This window comes from Allobosea sp. BH3, from assembly GCF_025499465.1.
Lineage (GTDB): Bacteria > Pseudomonadota > Alphaproteobacteria > Rhizobiales > Beijerinckiaceae > Allobosea.
In genome coordinates, this window is the sequence record NZ_JAIMCA010000005.1 from 1 (window position 1) to 19,779 (window position 19,779).

At 67.6% G+C, this 19,779-nt stretch carries 19 protein-coding genes; 17 read left to right on the forward strand and 2 right to left on the reverse strand.

Annotation, left to right across the window (positions count from 1 at the left end):
- A partial coding sequence (locus BoBH3_RS16660; protein WP_262331964.1) for a hypothetical protein occupies nt 1–1,380 on the reverse strand: 1,380 nt, incomplete at its 3' end.
- 259 nt (nt 1,381–1,639) lie between these two features.
- Between BoBH3_RS16660 and hslV the strand changes: the two genes are divergently transcribed.
- The 17 genes from hslV to trmB all read left to right on the forward strand — a co-directional run bounded on the left by hslV (nt 1,640) and on the right by trmB (nt 18,651).
- A complete protein-coding gene (gene hslV, locus BoBH3_RS16665; protein ID WP_262331965.1) occupies nt 1,640–2,209 on the forward strand; it encodes an ATP-dependent protease subunit HslV in 570 nt (189 codons plus the stop codon).
- 70 nt (nt 2,210–2,279) lie between these two features.
- The gene (gene hslU / locus BoBH3_RS16670) at nt 2,280–3,590 is read left to right on the forward strand and encodes an ATP-dependent protease ATPase subunit HslU (RefSeq protein WP_262331966.1); all 1,311 of its coding nucleotides are present in this window, start codon (nt 2,280–2,282) and stop codon (nt 3,588–3,590) included.
- The gene (murJ, locus tag BoBH3_RS16675) at nt 3,590–5,164 is read left to right on the forward strand and encodes a murein biosynthesis integral membrane protein MurJ (RefSeq protein ID WP_262331967.1); all 1,575 of its coding nucleotides are present in this window, start codon (nt 3,590–3,592) and stop codon (nt 5,162–5,164) included. The genes hslU and murJ overlap by 1 nt, the downstream gene beginning before the upstream one ends.
- 46 nt (nt 5,165–5,210) lie before the next feature.
- A complete protein-coding gene (trpS, locus tag BoBH3_RS16680) occupies nt 5,211–6,254 on the forward strand; it encodes a tryptophan--tRNA ligase (protein ID WP_262331968.1) in 1,044 nt (347 codons plus the stop codon).
- A gap of 146 nt (nt 6,255–6,400) precedes the next feature.
- Nucleotides 6,401–6,895 carry a universal stress protein gene (locus BoBH3_RS16685; protein ID WP_262332539.1) on the forward strand — a complete coding sequence of 165 codons (495 nt, stop codon included), beginning with the start codon at nt 6,401–6,403 and terminating at the stop codon, nt 6,893–6,895.
- 182 nt (nt 6,896–7,077) lie between these two features.
- Nucleotides 7,078–7,638, forward strand: coding sequence for a NifU family protein (locus BoBH3_RS16690; protein WP_262331969.1), 561 nt, complete (start codon nt 7,078–7,080; stop codon nt 7,636–7,638).
- Between the two features lie 24 nt (nt 7,639–7,662).
- A complete protein-coding gene (gene tsaB, locus BoBH3_RS16695) occupies nt 7,663–8,346 on the forward strand; it encodes a tRNA (adenosine(37)-N6)-threonylcarbamoyltransferase complex dimerization subunit type 1 TsaB (protein ID WP_262331970.1) in 684 nt (227 codons plus the stop codon).
- A 104-nt stretch (nt 8,347–8,450) separates the two neighbouring features.
- Nucleotides 8,451–8,897 (forward strand): GNAT family N-acetyltransferase, encoded by a 447-nt coding sequence (locus tag BoBH3_RS16700; protein ID WP_262331971.1) that lies wholly within the window; start codon nt 8,451–8,453, stop codon nt 8,895–8,897.
- 58 nt (nt 8,898–8,955) lie between these two features.
- On the forward strand, nt 8,956–9,756 hold the full coding sequence (locus tag BoBH3_RS16705; RefSeq protein ID WP_262331972.1) for a lysophospholipid acyltransferase family protein: 801 nt from the start codon (nt 8,956–8,958) through the stop codon (nt 9,754–9,756).
- A gap of 230 nt (nt 9,757–9,986) precedes the next feature.
- Nucleotides 9,987–11,357: a tRNA (N6-isopentenyl adenosine(37)-C2)-methylthiotransferase MiaB gene (miaB, locus tag BoBH3_RS16710; protein WP_262331973.1), complete on the forward strand. Its 1,371-nt coding sequence runs from the start codon at nt 9,987–9,989 to the stop codon at nt 11,355–11,357.
- 157 nt (nt 11,358–11,514) lie between these two features.
- Nucleotides 11,515–12,693 carry a PhoH family protein gene (locus BoBH3_RS16715; protein ID WP_262331974.1) on the forward strand — a complete coding sequence of 393 codons (1,179 nt, stop codon included), beginning with the start codon at nt 11,515–11,517 and terminating at the stop codon, nt 12,691–12,693.
- Complete coding sequence (ybeY, locus tag BoBH3_RS16720; RefSeq protein ID WP_262331975.1) at nt 12,690–13,277, forward strand: rRNA maturation RNase YbeY; 588 nt, start codon at nt 12,690–12,692, stop codon at nt 13,275–13,277. Before BoBH3_RS16715 ends, ybeY begins: the two co-directional genes overlap by 4 nt.
- Complete coding sequence (locus BoBH3_RS16725) at nt 13,274–14,263, forward strand: hemolysin family protein (RefSeq protein WP_262331976.1); 990 nt, start codon at nt 13,274–13,276, stop codon at nt 14,261–14,263. Before ybeY ends, BoBH3_RS16725 begins: the two co-directional genes overlap by 4 nt.
- Nucleotides 14,263–15,855: an apolipoprotein N-acyltransferase gene (lnt, locus tag BoBH3_RS16730; RefSeq protein ID WP_262331977.1), complete on the forward strand. Its 1,593-nt coding sequence runs from the start codon at nt 14,263–14,265 to the stop codon at nt 15,853–15,855. The genes BoBH3_RS16725 and lnt overlap by 1 nt, the downstream gene beginning before the upstream one ends.
- A 168-nt stretch (nt 15,856–16,023) precedes the next feature.
- Nucleotides 16,024–16,437, forward strand: coding sequence for a helix-turn-helix domain-containing protein (locus tag BoBH3_RS16735; RefSeq protein ID WP_262331978.1), 414 nt, complete (start codon nt 16,024–16,026; stop codon nt 16,435–16,437).
- A 158-nt stretch (nt 16,438–16,595) separates the two neighbouring features.
- On the forward strand, nt 16,596–17,804 hold the full coding sequence (gene metK / locus BoBH3_RS16740) for a methionine adenosyltransferase (protein ID WP_262331979.1): 1,209 nt from the start codon (nt 16,596–16,598) through the stop codon (nt 17,802–17,804).
- Between the two features lie 151 nt (nt 17,805–17,955).
- The gene (gene trmB / locus BoBH3_RS16745; RefSeq protein WP_262331980.1) at nt 17,956–18,651 is read left to right on the forward strand and encodes a tRNA (guanine(46)-N(7))-methyltransferase TrmB; all 696 of its coding nucleotides are present in this window, start codon (nt 17,956–17,958) and stop codon (nt 18,649–18,651) included.
- Here trmB and BoBH3_RS16750 read toward each other — a convergent pair.
- Nucleotides 18,626–19,714 carry a DUF2336 domain-containing protein gene (locus BoBH3_RS16750; protein ID WP_262331981.1) on the reverse strand — a complete coding sequence of 363 codons (1,089 nt, stop codon included), beginning with the start codon at nt 19,712–19,714 and terminating at the stop codon, nt 18,626–18,628. The genes trmB and BoBH3_RS16750 overlap by 26 nt on opposite strands.
- Nucleotides 19,715–19,779: the final 65 nt, after the last annotated feature.

Here is a 19,779-nt window from a genome sequence, read left to right on the forward strand (position 1 = left end):
CACCACCGCGTTGATCTCGTTGATACCGGCGACGAGGCGCTGCATCTGCTCGTCGGCATCCTTGATCTCGAGCCGGGCCGAGAAATCGCCGGCCGCAGCCGCAGCGACCACCTCGCCGACATCCGAGACCACCGCTTCCATCGCCTGCGCCCGGGCGAGACGTGTCGCGGCAGCGGCACGCTCCTGCTCTTCGAGGGCGCGTACGCGCTGGATATTGGCCTGGAAATCGCCCAGTGCGTGGCTGATCGCGTCGATCTCGACCATGCCGACCTTGGCCGGGATCTTCGCATCCTCGGCGCCCGACAGCATCAGCTCGACGGAGCCGGCCAGGCGTCCGAGCGGGCGGACGACGCCGCGGTTGAACACGAACACGATGGCGATGACCACGCCTGTCACGGCAAGAATCGCGAGGATCGACAGGACCAGCTGCCAGCGGGCCATCGAGATGTTGGAGTCGATGTCGGCCTTGGCCGATTCGAAGGCCGCGTCGCGCATCTGCAGGATCGTCGCGAGAGACTTCTGCACCCAGCTGCGCCACTCGGGCAGGCTCATGCTGACGGGCTTGCCGTCGCGCGCGGCCTCATACATGGCCGCATAGGTCTTCAGTTCCTCGTCGCGGAAACCGGTCTTGACCACATCGAGCGCCGCTGTGAGCTGCGGCGTCGACTGCATCTGGACAAGGGCCTGGTCGACCAACGCCCAGAGCTGCTCGATGCGCCCCGTCAGGCGGTCGGCCTGCGCGATCGTCGCCGGCGCGAGCTTCGTGCCGCTGCCGACATACTGGGTGTAGTGGACCGCCCGGCTGCCGGCTGCCTCGCGCAGCGTGGTCGCGAATTCGGCGAGCGAGACGGTGTTGCTGACATCCGGATTCAGATCGCCGATGCGGGCGCCGATCTGGCGCTGCAGGGCGGATTGCTGGGTCAGCAGAGTGAGCAGCGTGGCGCTGAACACCTGGGCTGCCTTGGGGTCGCGCTGAGCGAGGGGCTTCGCGCCTTCGGCCTGCGCGGCCTTGCGCGCCTCGGCCAGGCGCTGGGCAATCTGGTTCACGGGCCCCGCTAGATCGGCACGCTTGGCGAAGGACGTCCCGGCGAAGCCTTCCTGCATCTGCGTAACGCGGCGATCGGTTTCGCGCGCCGCTTCGAGATTGGTCGCCGCAATCTTGCCATCGGCATCATCCGCGAGGATCAGCTGCGTGACGGCTCCTCGCTCGATGGCGGCGCGTTCGATGACGCGGCTGATGGCTTCCGAGGTGACGACGAGACTGCGAGTCTCCTGCGCCGTCGAGAGTGCCTGCATCTGCTGGTAGGCGACATAGCCGCTGGCGAGAATGGCTGCACCACCGGCCGCGATGGTGCAGATCAGGAAATGCGTGACGCGCATCGTATGAAGCCTTCTGGCGGTAGCAATACGCCGCCCGTGATATGCAGCCTTGTCGAAGCCGGAATCCGCTCAGCCGCCGATGCCGACGGTCTGTCTTTACGCCAAGGCCGTTAACGCCGACTTTCCCGCGCGCAACGACTGCGGAATGACTCCCGCGACCAAGTGTCTCCGCGCCGCTCTTCGGCACGCCCCCTTGATCCTGCGGGCTGGCCTGAACATCTTGGCGGCTTCCTGAGTCCCGTTCCGGTTCCCGATCGCCATGTCCGAATCCAGCAACGCCCCCGTCATGCACGCCACCACCATCCTGATGGTGCGCAAGGGCGGCCGCGTCGTCATCGGCGGTGACGGGCAGGTCTCGCTCGGTCAGACGATCATGAAGGGCAACGCGCGCAAGGTGCGCCGCCTCGCCAAGGGGCAGGTGATCGCGGGCTTCGCTGGCGCCACCGCCGATGCCTTCACCCTGTTCGAGCGGCTGGAGAGCAAGCTGGAGCAGTACCCGACGCAGCTTCTGCGCGCCTGCGTCGAGCTCGCCAAGGACTGGCGCACCGATCGCTATCTGCGCCGGCTGGAGGCGATGCTGCTCGTCGCCGACAAGGAGGTCTCCCTGCTGATCTCCGGCACAGGCGACGTGCTGGAGCCCGAAGCGAGCGAGCACGGCGCCGTGATGGCGATCGGCTCCGGCGGCAACTATGCGCTGGCGGCGGCGCGAGCGCTGGTCGATATCGAGCCCGATGCCGAGACGATCGTGCGCAAGGCCATGAAGATCGCCGGCGACATCTGCGTTTACACCAACCACAGCCTCGTCATCGAAACGCTGGACGCCGCTTGACGGATTCCAGCACCATAACGCTTCTCTGCGTTTCGGTATCAGCTCAACAAAGCTCGATAAGGCATTGCCAGTGACCAGTTTTTCTCCGCGCGAGATCGTTTCGGAACTCGACCGCTTCATCGTCGGCCAGAAGGATGCCAAGCGCGCCGTCGCCATTGCCTTGCGCAATCGCTGGCGTCGGCAGCAGCTCGAGGGGCCGCTGCGCGAGGAGGTCTCGCCGAAGAACATCCTGATGATCGGGCCGACCGGCTGCGGCAAGACCGAGATCGCGCGGCGCCTCGCCAAGCTCGCGGGCGCGCCGTTCCTCAAGGTCGAGGCGACCAAGTTCACCGAGGTCGGCTATGTCGGCCGCGATGTCGAATCGATCGTCCGCGATCTAGTCGAGATCGCGATCGCGCTGGTGCGCGAGAGCCGGCGCAAGGATGTCGAGGCCAAGGCCCATGTCGCCGCCGAGGAGCGCGTGCTCGATGCCCTCGTCGGGGCGAATTCCAGCCAGGCGACGCGCGATTCCTTCCGCAAGAAGCTGCGCGCCAACGAGCTCGACGACAAGGAGATCGAGATCGAGGTGGCGGCAGGCGGCGGCGCGGCGACCCCGATGTTCGAATTGCCCGGCATGCCCGGCGCCTCGATCGGCGCGATCAATCTCGGCGACATGTTCGGCAAGGCCTTCGGCCAGAAGGGCAAGCCGAAGCGCATGCTGGTCAAGGACGCCTATCAACCGTTGCTGGCCGAGGAGAGCGACAAGCTGATCGATCAGGATGCCATCGTGCAGGCCGCGCTCCGCGAGGTCGAGAACAACGGCATCGTCTTCCTCGACGAGATCGACAAGATCTGCGCCCGCGAGGGCAAGGGCGCCGCCGACGTCTCGCGCGAGGGCGTGCAGCGTGACCTTTTGCCGCTGATCGAGGGCACCACCGTCGCGACCAAGCATGGCGCGGTGAAGAGCGACCACATCCTCTTCATCGCCTCGGGCGCCTTCCATGTCTCGCGGCCCTCCGATCTCCTGCCCGAACTGCAGGGCCGCCTGCCGATCCGCGTCGAGCTCAACCCGCTCGACATCGAGGATTTCAAGCGCATCCTGACCGAGACGGAAGCCAGCCTGATCAAGCAGTCTGTGGCGCTGATGGCGACGGAGGAGGTCGAGATCGCCTTCACTCCGGACGCGATCGACGCCATCGCGCGCATCGCCGTCGAGGTGAATTCCACGGTCGAGAACATCGGCGCCCGCCGCCTCCAGACGGTGATCGAGCGCATTCTCGATGACATCTCCTTCACCGCGCCGGACCGTTCGGGAGAGACGGTGACGATCGATGCCGCTTACGTCGAGGCGCGCATCGGGGATCTTGCCAAGAACGCGGATCTGAGCCGGTTCATTCTCTGATGGACGGACCGGGAGCTTCCAGACCGGACGCGTCCCGGCTCGCCCGCGATTCCGCCGTCGTCGGTGCGGCGACGGTCGCCTCGCGCCTTCTCGGCTTCGCCCGCGATGTGCTGATCGCGCGCCTTCTCGGCGGCGGACCGGTGGCCGATGCTTTCCTCGCCGCGCTGCGCCTGCCCAATCTGGTCCGGCGCGTGCTCGGGGAGGGCGGGCTCAATGCGCCCTTCGTACCGCTCTACCTCGCGGTCAAGGGCGAGCGTGGCGAGGCTGAGGCCCGTCGTTTCGCCGGCGAGGCCGCGGGACATCTCGGGCTTCTCCTGCTGGTGCTGGTGGTGTTGGGCGAGCTTTTCGCCCCCTGGGTGGTGCTCGGCCTCGCCGGCGGCTTTGGCGACGAGCCGGCCACGCTGTTCCTTGCCGCGCATTACACGCGGCTGATGCTACCCTTCCTGCTGCTGACGACCCTCGCGGCCTTGCTGGCGGCCCTGCTCAATGCCGAGAAGCGCTTTGCGGTGGCGGCGCTGGCGCCGGCGCTGATGAACGCGATCCTGCTCGGTGTCCTGCTGGCTCTGCATCTGATCGGCGCGGCGCCGGAAACCGGGGCGCGTTGGCTCGCGCTCTCAGTCAGCCTGACCGGGCTCGCCCATTTGGCGATGATCCTGTGGGCCTTCGGCGGCGTAGGTCTGCCGCGCCCGAGCCTGCGCTGGTCGCCGGAGATGATGCGGCTCGTCCGGACCGGCGGCGGCACCCTGCTCGCCGCCTCCGCCGCCCAGCTCGTCCTGCTGGTGGCGACGCAGATCGCGTCCGCCGAGCCCGGGGCGGTCGCTGCGCTCTACTACGCCGACAGGGTGTTCCAGCTTCCGCTCGGTTTCGTCGGCGTGGCGATGGGCACGGTCGTGCTCTCCGACATGGCGCTGGCGGCAGGCAAGGATGGACCGGACGCCATGCTCGGCCGCGCCCTGGCGCTGGGCCTGGCCCTGGCGCTGCCGGCCGCGACGGCCCTCGTCGCGCTGGCCGGGCCGATCGTCTCCGTGCTGTTCGAGCATGGCCGCTTCGATGCCGGCGATAGCGGGCGCACAGCGGCGGCGCTCGCCGCCTTCGGCTATGGCCTGCCCTTCGCCATTGCCGCCAAGGTCTTCGGCCAGGTCTATTTTGCCCGGCGCAGGCCGCGCCTGCCGCTGGTTTCCGGCGCTCTGGCGGTGCTGGTCACCATTCTGGCCGGCCTGGTCTCGATCGGCAGGGGCGTTCCGGCGGCGCAGAGTGCGGCCCTCGCAGCGACGCTCGCCTTTGCCGCTCAGGCAGTGCTGCTGGGAGCCGTCCTGATGCGGGACGGGATCTGGCGTCCGACACTCGGCAATCTGAAGCCCATCGCCGGCGCGCTCGGCGCGAGCCTTGTGATGCTCGCTGTGCTGCTCTGGCTCAAGGGACTGCTGGCCACATTGCTGGCGCCGGACGGGCCGCTGCTGCTGCGCATCGGAGGCCTCGGTCTGCTTTGCCTCGGCGGTCTCGCTGTCTATGGCGCGGCCGGCTGGGTCATGGGTGCTTTCGGTGGTGTCCCCTTGCGCAAGCGGCAGGGTTGAGCCAGAAGCGCCGCTTCCCTCCTCCATCGTGACGACGGAGCGCCCCATGTCGGGTTTTCATCAGCGCGTTTTCTCAGGCATGCAGCCGACCTCGACGCTGCACCTCGGCAACTATCTCGGCGCGCTGACCAACTGGGTGGCGATGCAGCAGACACATGAGTGCATCTATTGCGTCGTCGACATGCACGCGATCACGATGTGGCAGGACCCTGCCGATCTGAAGCGCGCCATCCGCGAGGTCACGGCGGCCTATATCGCCGCCGGCGTCGATCCGAAGAAGAGCGTGATCTTCAACCAGAGCCAGGTCTCCGGCCATGCCGAGCTCGGCTGGGTGTTCAACTGCGTGGCCCGCCTGGGCTGGCTCAACCGCATGACCCAGTTCAAGGAGAAGGCCGGAAAGGACCGCGAGAACGCCTCGGTGGGCTTGTACGCCTATCCGAACCTGATGGCGGCCGACATCCTGCTCTACAAGGCGACGCATGTGCCGGTGGGCGAGGACCAGAAGCAGCATCTGGAGCTGACCCGCGACATCGCCCAGAAGTTCAACAACGACTTTGGGCCGCAGATCGCGGAGCTTGGGCTCGGCACCGGTGAGCTCGGCTTCTTCCCGCTGCCCGAGCCGATGATCCAGGGCCCGGCGCCGCGCGTGATGAGCCTGCGCGACGGCACCAAGAAGATGTCGAAATCGGACGCGTCCGACAATTCGCGCATCAACCTGACCGACGATGCCGAAACCATCGCCCAGAAGATCCGCAAGGCGAAGACCGATCCCGACGCGTTGCCTTCCGAGGAGAAGGGGCTGGAGGGCCGGCCGGAGGCGGAGAACCTCGTCGGCATCTATGCCGGCCTCTCCGGTAGCACGAAATCGGCGGTGCTGCAGCAGTTCGGCGGCGGCCAGTTCTCCGGCTTCAAGGCCGCGCTGGTCGATCTCGCGGTCGAGAAGCTGAGCCCCATCGCCGGCGAGATGCGCCGCCTGCTGGCGGAACCGAGGCATATCGACGCGATCCTCGGCGAAGGTGCCGAGCGTGCGAGGGCGATCGCGGCGCCGATCATGAACGACGTCAAGGACATCGTCGGCTTCGTGCGTTGATATGGGGTTGATCGAAGAGCGGAATCCGCTTTTCGGAGCCAGTGGGTGCGACGTTGGGGAAGCCCGTGACCGGCATGGCGGGCTTGCGCCGGCACCCCGGCGCGGGCCACCATGACGCCTCCCGAAGCGGCGGCACGGCGGGTTCAATGGTCAAGAAGCGGCGCTCCTACGAGACGGGCCATCGCCCGAAATTCCTCGCTGTGGTCGATGACAGCGAGGAATGTGCCAAGGCGATTCGCTTCGCTGCGCGTCGCTGCGCCCGCGTCGGCGCGGCGATGGTGCTGCTTGGGGTCGCCCAGACCCCGGAGCACGAGAACTGGCTCGGTGTCGGCAAGGTGATGCAGGCCGAGGCCGAAGCCGAGGCCGAGAAGCGGCTCGACGAGGCGGCGGCGGCCGTTCGCGCGCTGGCCGGCCTCGAGCCCGAGAAGGTCGTCCGCACCGGCGACAAGGCGGACGAGCTCGTCAAGCTGATCGAGGAGGACGAGGACATCTCGCTGCTGGTGCTGGCCGCCGGCACGGGACGCGAGGGGCCGGGGCCGCTGGTCAGCGCGCTCACCGGCAAGTCCTCGGCCAGCTTCCCGATCCCGGTGGCGATCGTGCCCGGTCATCTGGAAGACGAGGAGATCGACGCGCTCGCCTGATTCGGCGTTGCCGTCATTGCGAGGCGCGAAGCGATCCATGGGAGCGCGTCGAAGCGTTCAAGCCGGCCCCCTCGATTGCGTCGCTTTGCTCGCAATGACGACTCGGCTGGAATGATTCCATCCGCCGGCCTATATCGAGGACAGGAACGGCGACCTTGAACCGCCGGCATCCGGAGGTTGTCATGTTCATCCAGACCGAAGCCACGCCCAATCCGGCGACCCTGAAATTTCTGCCCGGCCGCATCGTCATGGGTTCGGGCACGCTCGACATGCGCGACGAGGCCGAAGCCGGGCGTTCGCCGCTGGCGCAGCGCCTATTCGGCGTCTCGGGCGTCTCGGGCGTCTTTCTCGGCTCGGATTTCATCACCGTCACCAAGTCGGATGGCGAGTGGCCGCATCTGAAGCCCGCGATCCTCGGCGCCATCATGGAGCACTTCATGTCCGGCGCGCCGGTGCTCGCCGCCGATTCCTCAGCCGACATGGACGAGGAGGGCGAGTTCTTCGCGCCCGAGGACGCGCAGACGGTCGAGACGATCAAGGACCTGCTCGAGACGCGCATCCGCCCGGCCGTGGCCGGTGACGGCGGCGACATCACCTTCAAGGGCTATCGTGACGGCACGGTCTATCTCGTCATGAAGGGCGCCTGCTCGGGCTGCCCGTCCTCGACCGCCACGCTGAAGCACGGCATCCAGAACCTGCTGCGCCATTTCCTGCCGGATGTGCGCGAGGTCGAGGCCGTCTGACGGAAAAGGTTCGGCATAGCCCTGATGCGCATCCTTGCGATCGATACCGCGCTCGGGGCCTGCTCGGCCTGCGTGCTGGAGGCCGGCGCCACCACGCCGCTGGCGCAGGAGCAGGCCCTGATGGATCGCGGCCATGCCGAGGCGCTGATGCCTCTGGTCGAGCGCGTGATGCAGCAGGCCGAAGGCGGCTTCGCGGCACTGGGCCGTGTGGCGGTCACGGTCGGCCCCGGCAGCTATACCGGCCTGCGCGTCGGCGTCAGCGCCGCCCGCGCCATCGCCTTCGCGACCGGCATTCCGGCCGTCGGCGTCACCACCGTCGCAGCCTGCGCCGCGCCGCTGATCGGCCGCGAGCACGGTCGTGTCATCGCCGCTGCGCTCGATGCCAGGCACGGCCAGGTCTGGTTCCAGGCCCTGACGGCGGAGGGCAAGCCGCTCGTCTCGCTGCGACAGGTCAGCTATCGCGATGCCGCGCGTGCCATCGGTGCAGGCCCCGTCAGCCTCGTCGGTTCGGCGGCGCTCTCCGTCGCCAACGAGGCCTGGGCCATCGGCCTCGACGCGCTGGTGGTCGATGACGCCAAGGCTCCGGACATCGCCTGGGTGGCACGGCTCGGCCTGATCGCCGATCCGGAGAGCGCGCCGCCGCGCCCGCTCTACCTGAAGGCGCCCGAGACGACGCCGCAGGACAAAGCCCGCCTGCCGCGCCGGTGAACGCATCCGTGAAATTCCGGTTGACGTTGCGTCAGTTTATGCGAACAGGCGGCATGGCCTGGCTGCGAACACTCCTCCGCCCGAACTCGGCACCCGCACACGCGATGCGGCTCGACTCCGCCTATGCGCGGCAGGTCGCGATCCTCCACCATTTCGGCGGCTTCGCGCGCGGCTGGGAGCCGGCCGAATGCGCCGCCTTGATGGTCGATGCCGCTGTCGTGACCGATGGCGTGTTCTGCGGCCGGCGCAGCGAGCCTGTCGGCTTCATCATGTCGCGCAAGGCCGCCGATGAGGCGGAGATCCTGAGCATCGTGATCGCGCCGGGTCACCGCGGCGATGGCCTGGGCGGAGTGTTGTTGGCTGCTCACCTCGCCCGGCTCGGCGAGGAAGGGGTCGCGCGTGTCTTCCTCGAGGTCGAGGATGGCAACGAACCGGCGGAAAGGCTCTACCGGCATTTCGACTTCCGCGAGGTCGGCCGCCGCAAGGGCTACTACCCCAAGGCCGATGGAACCCGGGTGAGCGCGATCGCCATGCGGCTCGATCTCGCGTGACATCCTGCGGCCGCCGGGCCATTGAAGCACTCGTGCTCGATCCTCTGAATCGCCCGGAATGAAGAGACTTCCCCCCGGCGCCATGTTCCGTCTGGCCGCGCTCGGGCTCGGCACGCTGGCCCTCGTCCCGCTGCAGATGGCTGCGCTGCGCCTCGCGCCGGGGCGCGCCGGAGCCTTGCCGATCCGTTTTCATCGGCTTGTCTGCCGATGCCTCGGCGTGCGCAGCCGCGTCCGGGGCAACCCGCCGCCGCCCGGGGTCGGCGCGCTCATCGTTGCGAACCATGTGTCCTGGCTCGATATCAGCGTGATTGGCGCTGAGCAGCGCCTTTGCTTCGTCGCCAAGAGCGAGGTTGCCGGCTGGCCGGTGGTCGGTTTCCTCGCCAGCCTCCAGCGCACCCTCTATATCGACCGCCAGCGGCGCAGCGCGACCGCAGGCGTCGCCGCGACGATGGGCGAGCGCCTGGCTGCGGGCGACGACGTCGTGCTGTTCGCCGAGGGCACGACCGGCGACGGCACGCGTCTGCTGCCCTTCCGCTCCTCGCTACTGGGTGCGGCCCATCAGGCCATGGGCGATGCGACGTCGGAGGTCACCGTCTATCCGCTGGCGATCACCTATACCGGCTGGCAGGGCCTGCCGGGCGGGCGTATCGAGCGTAGCGAGCTCGCCTGGTATGGCGATACCGAGCTCTGGCCGCATCTCAAGCTGGTCTTGGAGCGCGGCGGCGCCGATGTCGAGCTGGTCTGGGGCGAGCCGATCGTGATGGGCAAGACCACGTCCCGCAAGGAGGCGACGCGGCTTGTCGAAAGCGCGGTGCGCCAGGCCAGGCGCGAGGCCGTGACCGGGCGCCCGCCGGAATAGCGTCGGGCGTCATTCTCGAGCGAAGCAAGGCGCAGACCCGAGAATCTCCACCCGGGGAGTCGCGCGGCGTCGCAGGAGCCTCCTTTCCCAAGAGATGCCCGACTCAAGCCCGAGCATGACGGCTCGGATCTTGGTGCGGGCCTTGCTTTCCCCTCCATACGACGGGCCGGACATTTCCAAGGCGTCCGATCCGCAGTATGGAAGGACATTGGAGTTCCCGACCCGAGACGATGAAGAAAGTCCACATCAAGTCCTTCGGCTGCCAGATGAACGTTTATGACGGGCAGCGCATGGCCGATATCCTGAGCCACCAGGGCTATGAGGAGACGGCGACGCCCGAGGGCGCGGACCTCATCCTGCTCAATACCTGCCATATCCGCGACCGGGCGGTGCAGAAGGTCTATACCGAGCTCGGCAAGCTCAGGGACATCAAGAACGCCCAGAAGGCGGATGGTCAGGAGACGCGGATCGTCGTCGCCGGCTGCGTCGCGCAGGCCGAGGGCGGCGAGATCCAGCGCCGCCAGCCCGCCGTCGACCTCGTGGTCGGCCCGCAGGCCTATCATCGCCTGCCGGAGCTGCTGGCCGAAGCGGCGAGCAAGCGCGTCGTCGACACCGATCTGCCGATCGAGGACAAGTTCGGCTTCCTGCCGGCGCCGAAGCCGCAGGCGATCCGCGCGCGCGGCATCTCGGCCTTCGTCACGGTGCAGGAGGGTTGCGACAAGTTCTGCGCCTTCTGCGTCGTGCCCTATACGCGCGGCGCCGAGTTCTCGCGGCCCGTCGCGCAGATCATGGCGGAGGTCGAGCGCCTTGCCGCTGCCGGCGTCCGCGACGTCACCCTGATCGGCCAGAACGTCAACGCCTATCACGGCGAGGGGCCGGATGGCGCGGTCTGGGGTCTCGCCCGGCTGATGCATCGCGTCGCCGAGGTGCCGGGCATCGCCCGTATCCGCTATACCACCAGCCACCCCCGCGACATGGACGATGACCTCATCGCCGCCCATCGCGATCTGCCGCAGGTCATGCCCTTCCTGCACCTGCCGGTGCAGGCCGGCTCCGACCGCATCCTCGCCGCGATGAATCGCAAGCATACGGGCGACGAGTATCGCCGCCTCGTCGAGCGCATCCGCGAGGCGCGGCCCGACATCGCGCTCTCCTCCGATTTCATCGTCGGCTTCCCCGGCGAGAGCGATGCCGATTTCGAGGACACGATCCGTTTTGTCGACGAGATCGGTTTCGCCTCAAGCTATTCCTTCAAATATTCATCGCGCCCCGGCACGCCCGCGGCCGATCTCGACGCGCAGATTCCGCGCGAAGTGATGGATGAGCGGCTCTATCGGCTGCAGGAGCGCATCGAGCATCATCGCCAGGCCTTCAATGCGGCGATGGTCGGACGGACGGTCGAGGTCCTGCTCGAGCGCGCCGGCCGCCATCCGGAACAGCTTGCCGGCAAGTCGCCCTATCTGCAGGCTGTGCAGATCGAGAGCACGGCGAATCAGATTGGCGACATCGTGCGGGTGGTGATCGAGAAGACCAGTACCAACTCGCTCTTCGGCCGGCTGGCGGAGCCGGCCGCAGACGGCGGAAAGGATTTGGCCGCTTGAGCAGGCCCGGCTCCATGCCCATCTGCCGGAAGGACGCGGCCTGTCATCAGGCTGAAATCGTTGCGTTCGGTTATGCTGCGAGACGACCCGGCCGGGCGCTCCTGCCCGGATGGAATGCCGATCGGAGCCCGCATCGGCTCCGATGCTCAGAAGGGCGATGAATTTGGCACAGGCTGATTCGACGACGCAAAGACCGGACAGGACCCCGCGGCGCGAGGCGGCGCCTGCCCGTCCCGAGGCTGTGAGCCGCGAAGGGCTGCCGGCCGCCGAGGTGGAGCTGTCCTTCGACGACAACCGTCTCGCCAGCCTCGTCTTCGGCCAGTACGACCAGAATCTCGCCCATCTGGAGCGTCGGCTCGGCGTCGTGGTCAATCCCAACGGCAACCACGTCACCGTGAAGGGTCCGCGCGAGACGGCCGAGCAGGCCGGGCGCGTGCTGAAGACGCTCTACAGCCGCGCCAAGGCCGGAGCCCCCGTCACGCTGGGCGAGGTCGACGGCGCGATCGAAGAGAGCAACGTGCAGCGCTCGCTGTTCCCGACCGCCGATGTCGGCAAAGCCTCCTTCGACGCGGTCGTCACCCGCAAGCGCGGGCCAGTGCGGGCGCGCAATGCGGCGCAGGACGCCTATCTGCGCCAGCTCAAGCGCCACGAGCTCGTGCTCGCCGAAGGCCCGGCCGGCACCGGCAAGACCTGGCTCGCGGTCGGCCACGCCGTCTCGCTGATCGAGCAGGGCGTGGTCGAGCGCATGGTGCTGTCGCGCCCGGCGGTCGAGGCTGGCGAGCGCCTCGGCTTCCTGCCCGGCGACATGCGCGAGAAGGTCGATCCGTATCTCAGGCCGATCTATGACGCCCTCAACGACTTCATGGAGGCGCGCCATGTCGAGCGCGGCCTGCAGACCGGCATGATCGAGATCGCGCCGCTCGCCTTCATGCGCGGCCGCACGCTCTCCAATGCGGTCGTGCTGCTCGACGAGGCCCAGAACGCGACCTCGATGCAGATGAAGATGTTCCTCACCCGCCTGGGCGAGGGTTCGCGCATGATCATCACCGGCGACCCCACCCAGATCGACCTGCCGCCGGGCCAGCGTTCCGGCCTCGGCGAGGCGGTCAGGCTGCTCAAGGATGTCGAGGGCGTCGGCTATGCCCGTTTCGAGCAAGGCGATGTCGTGCGTCATGAACTGGTGCGCCGCATCGTTCTGGCTTATGAGACGGCGTCGCGCGAGGAGCGCGAGGAGCGGGAGGCGCGCATGCGCGATCCCGGAACGTCCTCCGATCTCCATCGCGAGGACGACAGCGAAGGGCTGAAGCGGATGTTGGCGCGGGAGCGGCCGCGATGAACGATCGACCTCGCGGGCGGCGCTCGGCGCCGCCACCCGAGAAGACGTCTCCTGATCTCAATCTCGACGTCAGGGTCCAGTCGCGCCGTTGGCACGAGCTGGGCAAGCTGGCGAGCCTGCGGGCGCTGGTCACCGATGCGCTCGCCGCAGGCGTGGCCGTGGCGCCGCGACGGCCTCTGCCGGGCGCCGAACTGAGCCTCCTGCTGACCGACGACAAGCGCATCCGCGTGATCAACCGAGACTGGCGCGGCTTCGACAAGGCGACCAACGTGCTCTCTTTCCCGGCCGCGCCGCCGGAGCGCATCGCCGCGAGCCCGCTGCTCGGCGACATCGTCCTCGCCTATGAGACAGTAGCGCGGGAGGCTGAGGCCGAGGGCAAGGCGCCCGCCGATCACCTCAGCCATCTCGCCATCCACGGCCTGTTGCATCTGCTGGGCGAGGACCATGAGACCGAGACCGAAGCGCGCCGCATGGAAGCGCTTGAGGTCGAGGCGCTCGCCCGCCTCGGCATTGCCGATCCCTATGCCGACGCCGAGCTCGTGACCGGGCCGGCCGCTTCCACAGTAGAACATCCACGACCATGAGCGACGACAGTCGACAATCCCAGGCCGAAAACGGCAATCGCGGCCTCGGGCACTGGCTCGGCCAGTTTCTGGACAGGCTCGGCCTGCGTGGCGGAGGCACGGCCCGCGAGGAGATCGTCGAAGCCCTGGCCGAGGAGAATGGCGAGCTCGCCGATCTCTCCACGCAGGAGCGGGCGATGCTCACCAATGTGCTGAGCCTGCGCGAGCGCCGCGTCGGCGACGTCATGGTGCCGCGCGCCGACATCGTCGCGGTTCCCGCCGATGCGACGCTCGACGAGCTGCTCGCCCATTTCCGCACGGCCGGCCATTCCCGCCTGCCCGTCTTCGACGACACGCTCGACGATCCGCGCGGCATGGTCCATATCCGCGACTTCCTCGAATACATCGCCGAGAAGGCCCGCCCGGATGAGGCGACGCTGCCGGAAGAGCCGGGCAAGCTCGCCGTGCCGCATGATCTCGCGGCGCTCGATCTGTCGGCAAGGCTTTCGGAGACGAAGCTGCTGCGCCCGGTGCTCTATGTGCCGCCCTCGATGCCGGCGGTCGACCTGCTGGTGCGGATGCAGGCGACCCGCACCCACATCGCCCTGGTCATCGACGAGTATGGCGGCACGGACGGCCTGGTCTCGATCGAGGACCTGATCGAGATCGTCGTCGGCAACATCGAGGACGAGCACGATCTCGAGGAGACGCCGATCGCGCCGGCCGGCGACGACAGCTTCACCGCCGATGCCCGCGCCACGCTGCACGAGCTGAAGCAGGCGACCGGCGTCGACCTCTCCGACAACGAGGTGGCCGAGGACGTCGACACGCTCGGCGGGCTGATCGTCACGCTGGCGGGTCGCGTGCCGACGCAGGGCGAGACGGTCGAGGGGCCGGAGGGGCTCTCCTTCGAGATTCTCGATTCCGATCAGCGTCGCGTGAAGCGCTTGACCATTCATTGTCGCCGCCAGCCCGTGTCCGAAGAGCCGGCGATGGAGCCCGGCTGATGCAGATCGGGAGGCTCGCTGAGGCCGTCATCCTGGCCTGGGGGTGGCGGAAGCGGCTGATCGCGTTGTTCGCCGGGGCGAGCGGCGCGCTGGCGCTGCCTCCGCTCGATCTTTGGCCTCTGCTCGTCGTGCCGATGACCATCGCGGTCTGGTTGGTCGATGGGGCCGTGGGGCCGAGCGCCGTCCGTCGCTTCCGTGCAGCCTTCGCCGCCGGATGGTGGTGGGGCTTCGGCTTCTTTCTGGCCGGGCTCTGGTGGCTCGGCGCCGCCTTCCTGGTCGAGGCCGATAAATTCGCCTGGGCGATGCCGCTCGGCGTCGTCGCCCTGCCCGCTTTCCTCGCCATCTTCCCGGCGCTCGGCTTCGCGGCCGCCCGCTTGATCTGGCCGGAAGGCGCCGGCCGCATCTTCGCGCTCGCCGCGATGCTCGCGATTAGCGAATGGGTGCGCGGCCATGTGCTGACGGGCTTTCCGTGGAACGCCTATGGCATGATGCTGGCGGGCGAGATCCATCTCGCCCAGTTCGGCGCGGTTGCCGGCCTCTACGGCCTGACGTTGCTAGCGGTCGCCATCGGCGCGGCGCCTGCGGTGCTCGGCACGGCGAAGACGGCCTCCGGCCGCTGGCTGCCGCCTCTGGTGGCGCTCGGCGTGCTGGCGGGTCTTTTCGCCTATGGCCTGTGGCGCCTGCCGGTCGGGCCGTCCCCGGTGGTGGCCGGCGTCAAGCTGCGGTTGATGCAGCCCAATCTGCCGCAGGACGCCAAGTTCAGCGGCGAGAACGGGGCTGCCATCCTCGATGGCTATCTGGCGCTAAGCGACCGCGCGACCAGCCCGACGACGCCCGGCCTCCAGGCCGTTACCCACCTGATCTGGCCGGAATCGGCCTTCCCCTTCCTGCTCGGGCGCACGCCCGGCGCGCTGTCCCGCATCGCCGCGACGCTGCCGCCGGACGTCACGCTGATCACCGGCGCTGCACGGGCCGGCGAGATGCTGCCGGGAGAGGGGCGTCCGCCGATCTACAACGCCATTCAGGTCGTCAATGACGAGGGCGTCATCGTCGCAAGCTACGACAAGGTCCATCTCGTCCCCTTCGGCGAATATCTGCCGCCCTTCCTGGACAACCTGATCCGGCGTGTCGGCCTTTCCGAGTTCGTCTCGGTGCCGGGCGGCTTCTCTGCAGGCACCGCGCGCACACCGCTCGCGGTCAAGGGCCTGCCGGTCGCTGCTCCCCTGATCTGCTACGAGGCCGTATTCCCGGGCGATGTCGCGCCGCGCGGCCCTCGGGCGGGCTTCTTCCTCAATCTGACGAATGACGGCTGGTTCGGTCAGACCAGCGGCCCCTATCAGCATCTCGCCCAGGCCAGGTTACGCAGCATCGAGGAAGGGCTGCCGTTGGTGCGCGTCGCCAATACAGGCATTTCCGGTGTGGTGGATGCTTACGGCCGCATGGTCGCAAGCCTGCCTCTGGGAACGGAAGGCGTGCTCGATTCCGCCTTGCCGCGTGCCGGGCCGGTCACGCTCTACGCGCGGCTGTCCGATGCGGTCTTCGCAGCCATGTTGTTGGTTTTCCTCGCGTTTTCACGCGCCAGGCTGCCATGATCCCGCGTAAGGAACCGCGTCGGATCGTCTCATTTGGAACTTTTGGGCCACAAACAGTGGACCGGCAGCGCAGCCTAGACTAAAGCATCATTCCTAATACAAATCGAACTTCGCGTCGATCGGGGTAGGGCGGCCTCCGGTCAAGGCAGGCGCGGGAACGGGCGGATCATGATCAAGAAGATTCCCAATCCGATCGACCGCCATGTCGGCAGCCGCGTTCGGATGCGCCGCATGCTTGCCGGCATCAGCCAGGAGAAGCTGGGGGATGCTTTGGGCCTGACCTTCCAGCAGGTCCAGAAATACGAGAAGGGCTCGAACCGCATCAGCGCGAGCCGCCTGCAGCAGATCGCCAAGATGCTGGACGTGCCGGTGTCCTTCTTCTTCGACGGGGCTCCCACGGGGGATGTTCCGACCGCCGGCTTCGCCGATTCCGCAGCGACGACCTATATTTCGGACTTTCTCACTACCAGCGAGGGTGTCCAGCTCACCAAGGCGTTCACGCGCATCAAGAGCGGCCGCCTTCGGCGCCGGGTCATCGACCTGGTCGAGGCGCTTGCCGATGAAGACGGCGAGAAGGCTTGATTTCTCTCGTTTTTTGTTCGGCTTGACGAACAAGCTTTCCGATAAACGGATTTATTCCGCTTGACGGCGAACGCGTCCGCTGTAATGACGGTGCGCTTTCCGGGGCCGATGCCGTTACGTCGGCCCTTCTCCATGTGCTGATCAGGGGCCCGCGAACCGTGTCACGCCAGAACTATCTCTTCACCAGCGAGTCCGTCTCCGAGGGGCATCCCGACAAGGTGTGCGACCGCATCTCGGACGAGATCGTCGATCTGTTCTTTAAGGAGGCCGTCAAGGCAGGTTACGATCCCGCCAAGGTGCGTGTCGCGGCCGAGACGCTGGCGACGACCAACCGCGTCGTCATCGCCGGCGAGGTTCGCACCCATCTGACCGAGAAGCAGATCAAGTCGAAGGTGAAGTCGGTCGCCCGCAAGGCGATCCGCAACATCGGCTACGAGCAGGACGGCTTCCACTGGAAGAAGTGCAAGATCGACGTGCTGCTGCATCCGCAGTCGGCCGACATCGCGCAGGGCGTCGACGAGGCCGGCAACAAGGATGTCGGCGCCGGCGACCAGGGCATCATGTTCGGCTATGCGAGCCGCGAGACGCCCGAACTCTTGCCCGCGCCGATCTACTATGCCCACAAGATCCTCGAGACGCTGACGATCGCCCGCAAGAAGGGCGAGGGCGCGGCCGCCAAGCTCGGCCCGGACGCCAAGAGCCAGGTCACGGTCAAGTACGAGAACGGCAAGCCGGTCGGCGTCACGCAGATCGTGCTCTCCACCCAGCATCTCGACGAGACGCTCTCCTCGGCCGACGTCCGCAAGATCGTCGAGCCTTATATCCGCGCGGCCCTGCCCGATGGCTGGATCAGCAAGGACACGGTCTGGCACATCAACCCGACCGGCAAGTTCGTGATCGGCGGCCCTGATGGTGACGCCGGCCTCACCGGCCGCAAGATCATCGTCGACACCTATGGCGGCGCGGCGCCCCACGGCGGCGGCGCCTTCTCGGGCAAGGACCCGACCAAGGTCGACCGTTCCGCGGCCTATGCGGCACGCTATCTCGCCAAGAACGTCGTCGCGGCGAAGCTCGCCGACCGCGCGACGATCCAGCTTTCCTACGCCATCGGCGTCGCCAAGCCGCTGTCGATCTATGTCGACCTGCACGGCACCGGCAAGGTCGAGGAAGCGAAGCTGGAGGAGGTCCTCGGCAAGATCGTCGATCTTTCGCCGAACGGCATCCGCAACCATCTCGGCCTCAACAAGGCGATCTACGCCAAGACCTCGGCCTACGGCCATTTCGGCCGCAAGGCCGGCCGCGACGGCAGCTTCTCCTGGGAGAAGACGGACCTCGTCGATACGCTGAAGAAGGCCGTCGCCGCCTGAGGCAGCGCCTTCGCTTGAATTGAAAAGGCCGGAGCCGATCGCTCCGGCCTTTTCATTTTGCGACAGCCGTCCTATCCGCGCCGTCATCCCGGATCGGCGCGGCTGAAGCCGCCTGTCCGGGATGACCTCGGTTCCTGCGAGACGATTCCGAATGACCTACGACCCCGATCATGACGACCGCGCCTTCTATGGCCGCCGCAAGGGCAAGGCCCTTCGCGACGGCCAGAGCCTCCTGATCGAGGAGACGCTGCCGCGCCTGCGCCTGCCGGAGGGCGAGATCGCCGATCTCAAGGCGCTGTTCCCGCAGCCTGTGGAAGCCGTACGGCTCGAGATCGGTTTCGGCGGCGGCGAGCATCTGCTGATGCGGATGCGCGAAAGCCCGCAGATCGGCTTTATCGGCGTCGAGCCCTTCATCAACGGCATGGCCAAGTTTCTGGCCGTGGCCGCACGCGAGGGGCTGACCAATATCAGGGTCTGGAACGACGATGCCGCGCTCCTGCTGCCGCGCTTGCCCGCAGGCAGCCTCGACGCGATCGACCTGCTCTATCCCGATCCCTGGCCGAAACGCCGCCAGCGCAAGCGCCGCTTCGTCTCGGAACACACGCTTGGCCTGTTCGCCCGCACGCTCAGGCCGGGCGGGCGTTTCCGCTTCGCCAGCGATATCGACGACTATGTCGGCTGGACGCTGTCGCGGTTGCGCGCCTCGCCCGATTTCGACTGGGCCGACGAGCGCCCCGACGATTGGCGCAGGCCCTATCCGGGCTGGATTCGCACGCGCTACGAGGCCAAGGCGGTCAAGGCCGGGCGCGTGCCGAGCTATCTTACTGCCTTGCGTCGCGCATCCTGAGAAAGCCCAAGACGCGCTGGGCGGTGTTCTCGCTCAGATTGCGAAAGCTCGCATGGGCGCGTTCTACCGCCGCCTGCGACCTCCCCAGATCCTTGCGCAGCGAGATCAGCGCCGCGGTTGTTTCCCAGGACCAGCCAAGCCCGCGCGTGACGAGCAGGATCGCCTCGCGGTCATGGCCGAGGACGATCTGCTCGGCGGCCGGCATGCTCAGTTGCGCCAGCACGGCGAGCGCGCAGATGGCATGTTCGCGTGCGCCTTCCTGCCCGAAGCCGCGGATCCTGGCTTCGTTGAGCTCGCCCGCCTCGTTCAACTCCCGGATTTCCTCGAGGGCGGCGCTGATGGCGTCGAGTTCCCGCGGCAGGCGCCCCGAAGCCTTGATGTCCTCGGCGCCGCGCTCCACCGCCTTGTCGACTGCCCCGGCCAGCCCCGGCTCGAGGCTCGCGTTGAGGCGCCGGCGGGCGGCGTTCTTGGCGGCCGTCATCAGCTGGTCGACGAGTTCCGCCGGAATGTCGCGGCGCAGGCCCAGCTTGGCCTGAAGTCCCTCGTCCTGTGCGGCGCGCATCACCATCACGCCCATGCCGTGGCGCGAGAAGCGCGCGGTCTGGTTGGCCGCGACGGCATGGGTGACGACACGTCCGCCGCGCAGGATCAGGAAATCGGTGATCGGCTCGCCGAGATGGGGCCGCTCGGTGATGGCGAGCATATGATCCCGCCCGCGCGCCGCCGAAATCGCGACGAGATCCTGATCTGTCAGGCGCGCGGATTGTGCGAGAACGGGTCGTGCCACGGCGATTTCATCGAGCGCGAGCTGGCGGATCACGCCGGTCGGCGCATTCGGCACCGGCGCGAGGCGCTCGGCGAGTTCGATGCGTGCGCGCAGCTCGATGGCCCGCGAGAGGCGGCCGATGACGGCGTCGAAGACACCGACCTGATCATCGTCCAGATGCACCGCGGTCGCGAGGAACAGGTCCGTCAGCCGCGTGACGATGCCCGCATGCTCGTCGCCCGAGCCGTGCGTCATCGTCGGTTCCAGATCTCGCAGCAGCGTGCCGACCGCACTCATTCTTTGACCTCTTGCACTGTCCCCCAGCGCTCCTCCCGTCAGGTTGGCAGCCACGAGTGACCACC

Excerpts from the sequence above, each read along its gene's own strand:
- hslV (WP_262331965.1), top strand. The coding sequence starts at position 1,640 with ATGTCCGAATCCAGCAACGCCCCCGTCATGCACGCCACCACCATCCTG.
- murJ (WP_262331967.1), top strand. The coding sequence starts at position 3,590 with ATGGACGGACCGGGAGCTTCCAGACCGGACGCGTCCCGGCTCGCCCGC.
- trpS (WP_262331968.1), top strand. The coding sequence starts at position 5,211 with ATGTCGGGTTTTCATCAGCGCGTTTTCTCAGGCATGCAGCCGACCTCG.
- BoBH3_RS16685 (WP_262332539.1), top strand. The coding sequence starts at position 6,401 with ATGGTCAAGAAGCGGCGCTCCTACGAGACGGGCCATCGCCCGAAATTC.
- BoBH3_RS16690 (WP_262331969.1), top strand. The coding sequence starts at position 7,078 with ATGTTCATCCAGACCGAAGCCACGCCCAATCCGGCGACCCTGAAATTT.
- tsaB (WP_262331970.1), top strand. The coding sequence starts at position 7,663 with ATGCGCATCCTTGCGATCGATACCGCGCTCGGGGCCTGCTCGGCCTGC.
- BoBH3_RS16700 (WP_262331971.1), top strand. The coding sequence starts at position 8,451 with ATGCGGCTCGACTCCGCCTATGCGCGGCAGGTCGCGATCCTCCACCAT.
- BoBH3_RS16705 (WP_262331972.1), top strand. The coding sequence starts at position 8,956 with ATGAAGAGACTTCCCCCCGGCGCCATGTTCCGTCTGGCCGCGCTCGGG.
- miaB (WP_262331973.1), top strand. The coding sequence starts at position 9,987 with ATGAAGAAAGTCCACATCAAGTCCTTCGGCTGCCAGATGAACGTTTAT.
- BoBH3_RS16715 (WP_262331974.1), top strand. The coding sequence starts at position 11,515 with ATGAATTTGGCACAGGCTGATTCGACGACGCAAAGACCGGACAGGACC.
- ybeY (WP_262331975.1), top strand. The coding sequence starts at position 12,690 with ATGAACGATCGACCTCGCGGGCGGCGCTCGGCGCCGCCACCCGAGAAG.
- BoBH3_RS16725 (WP_262331976.1), top strand. The coding sequence starts at position 13,274 with ATGAGCGACGACAGTCGACAATCCCAGGCCGAAAACGGCAATCGCGGC.
- lnt (WP_262331977.1), top strand. The coding sequence starts at position 14,263 with ATGCAGATCGGGAGGCTCGCTGAGGCCGTCATCCTGGCCTGGGGGTGG.
- BoBH3_RS16735 (WP_262331978.1), top strand. The coding sequence starts at position 16,024 with ATGATCAAGAAGATTCCCAATCCGATCGACCGCCATGTCGGCAGCCGC.
- trmB (WP_262331980.1), top strand. The coding sequence starts at position 17,956 with ATGACCTACGACCCCGATCATGACGACCGCGCCTTCTATGGCCGCCGC.
- BoBH3_RS16750 (WP_262331981.1), bottom strand. The coding sequence starts at position 19,714 with ATGAGTGCGGTCGGCACGCTGCTGCGAGATCTGGAACCGACGATGACG.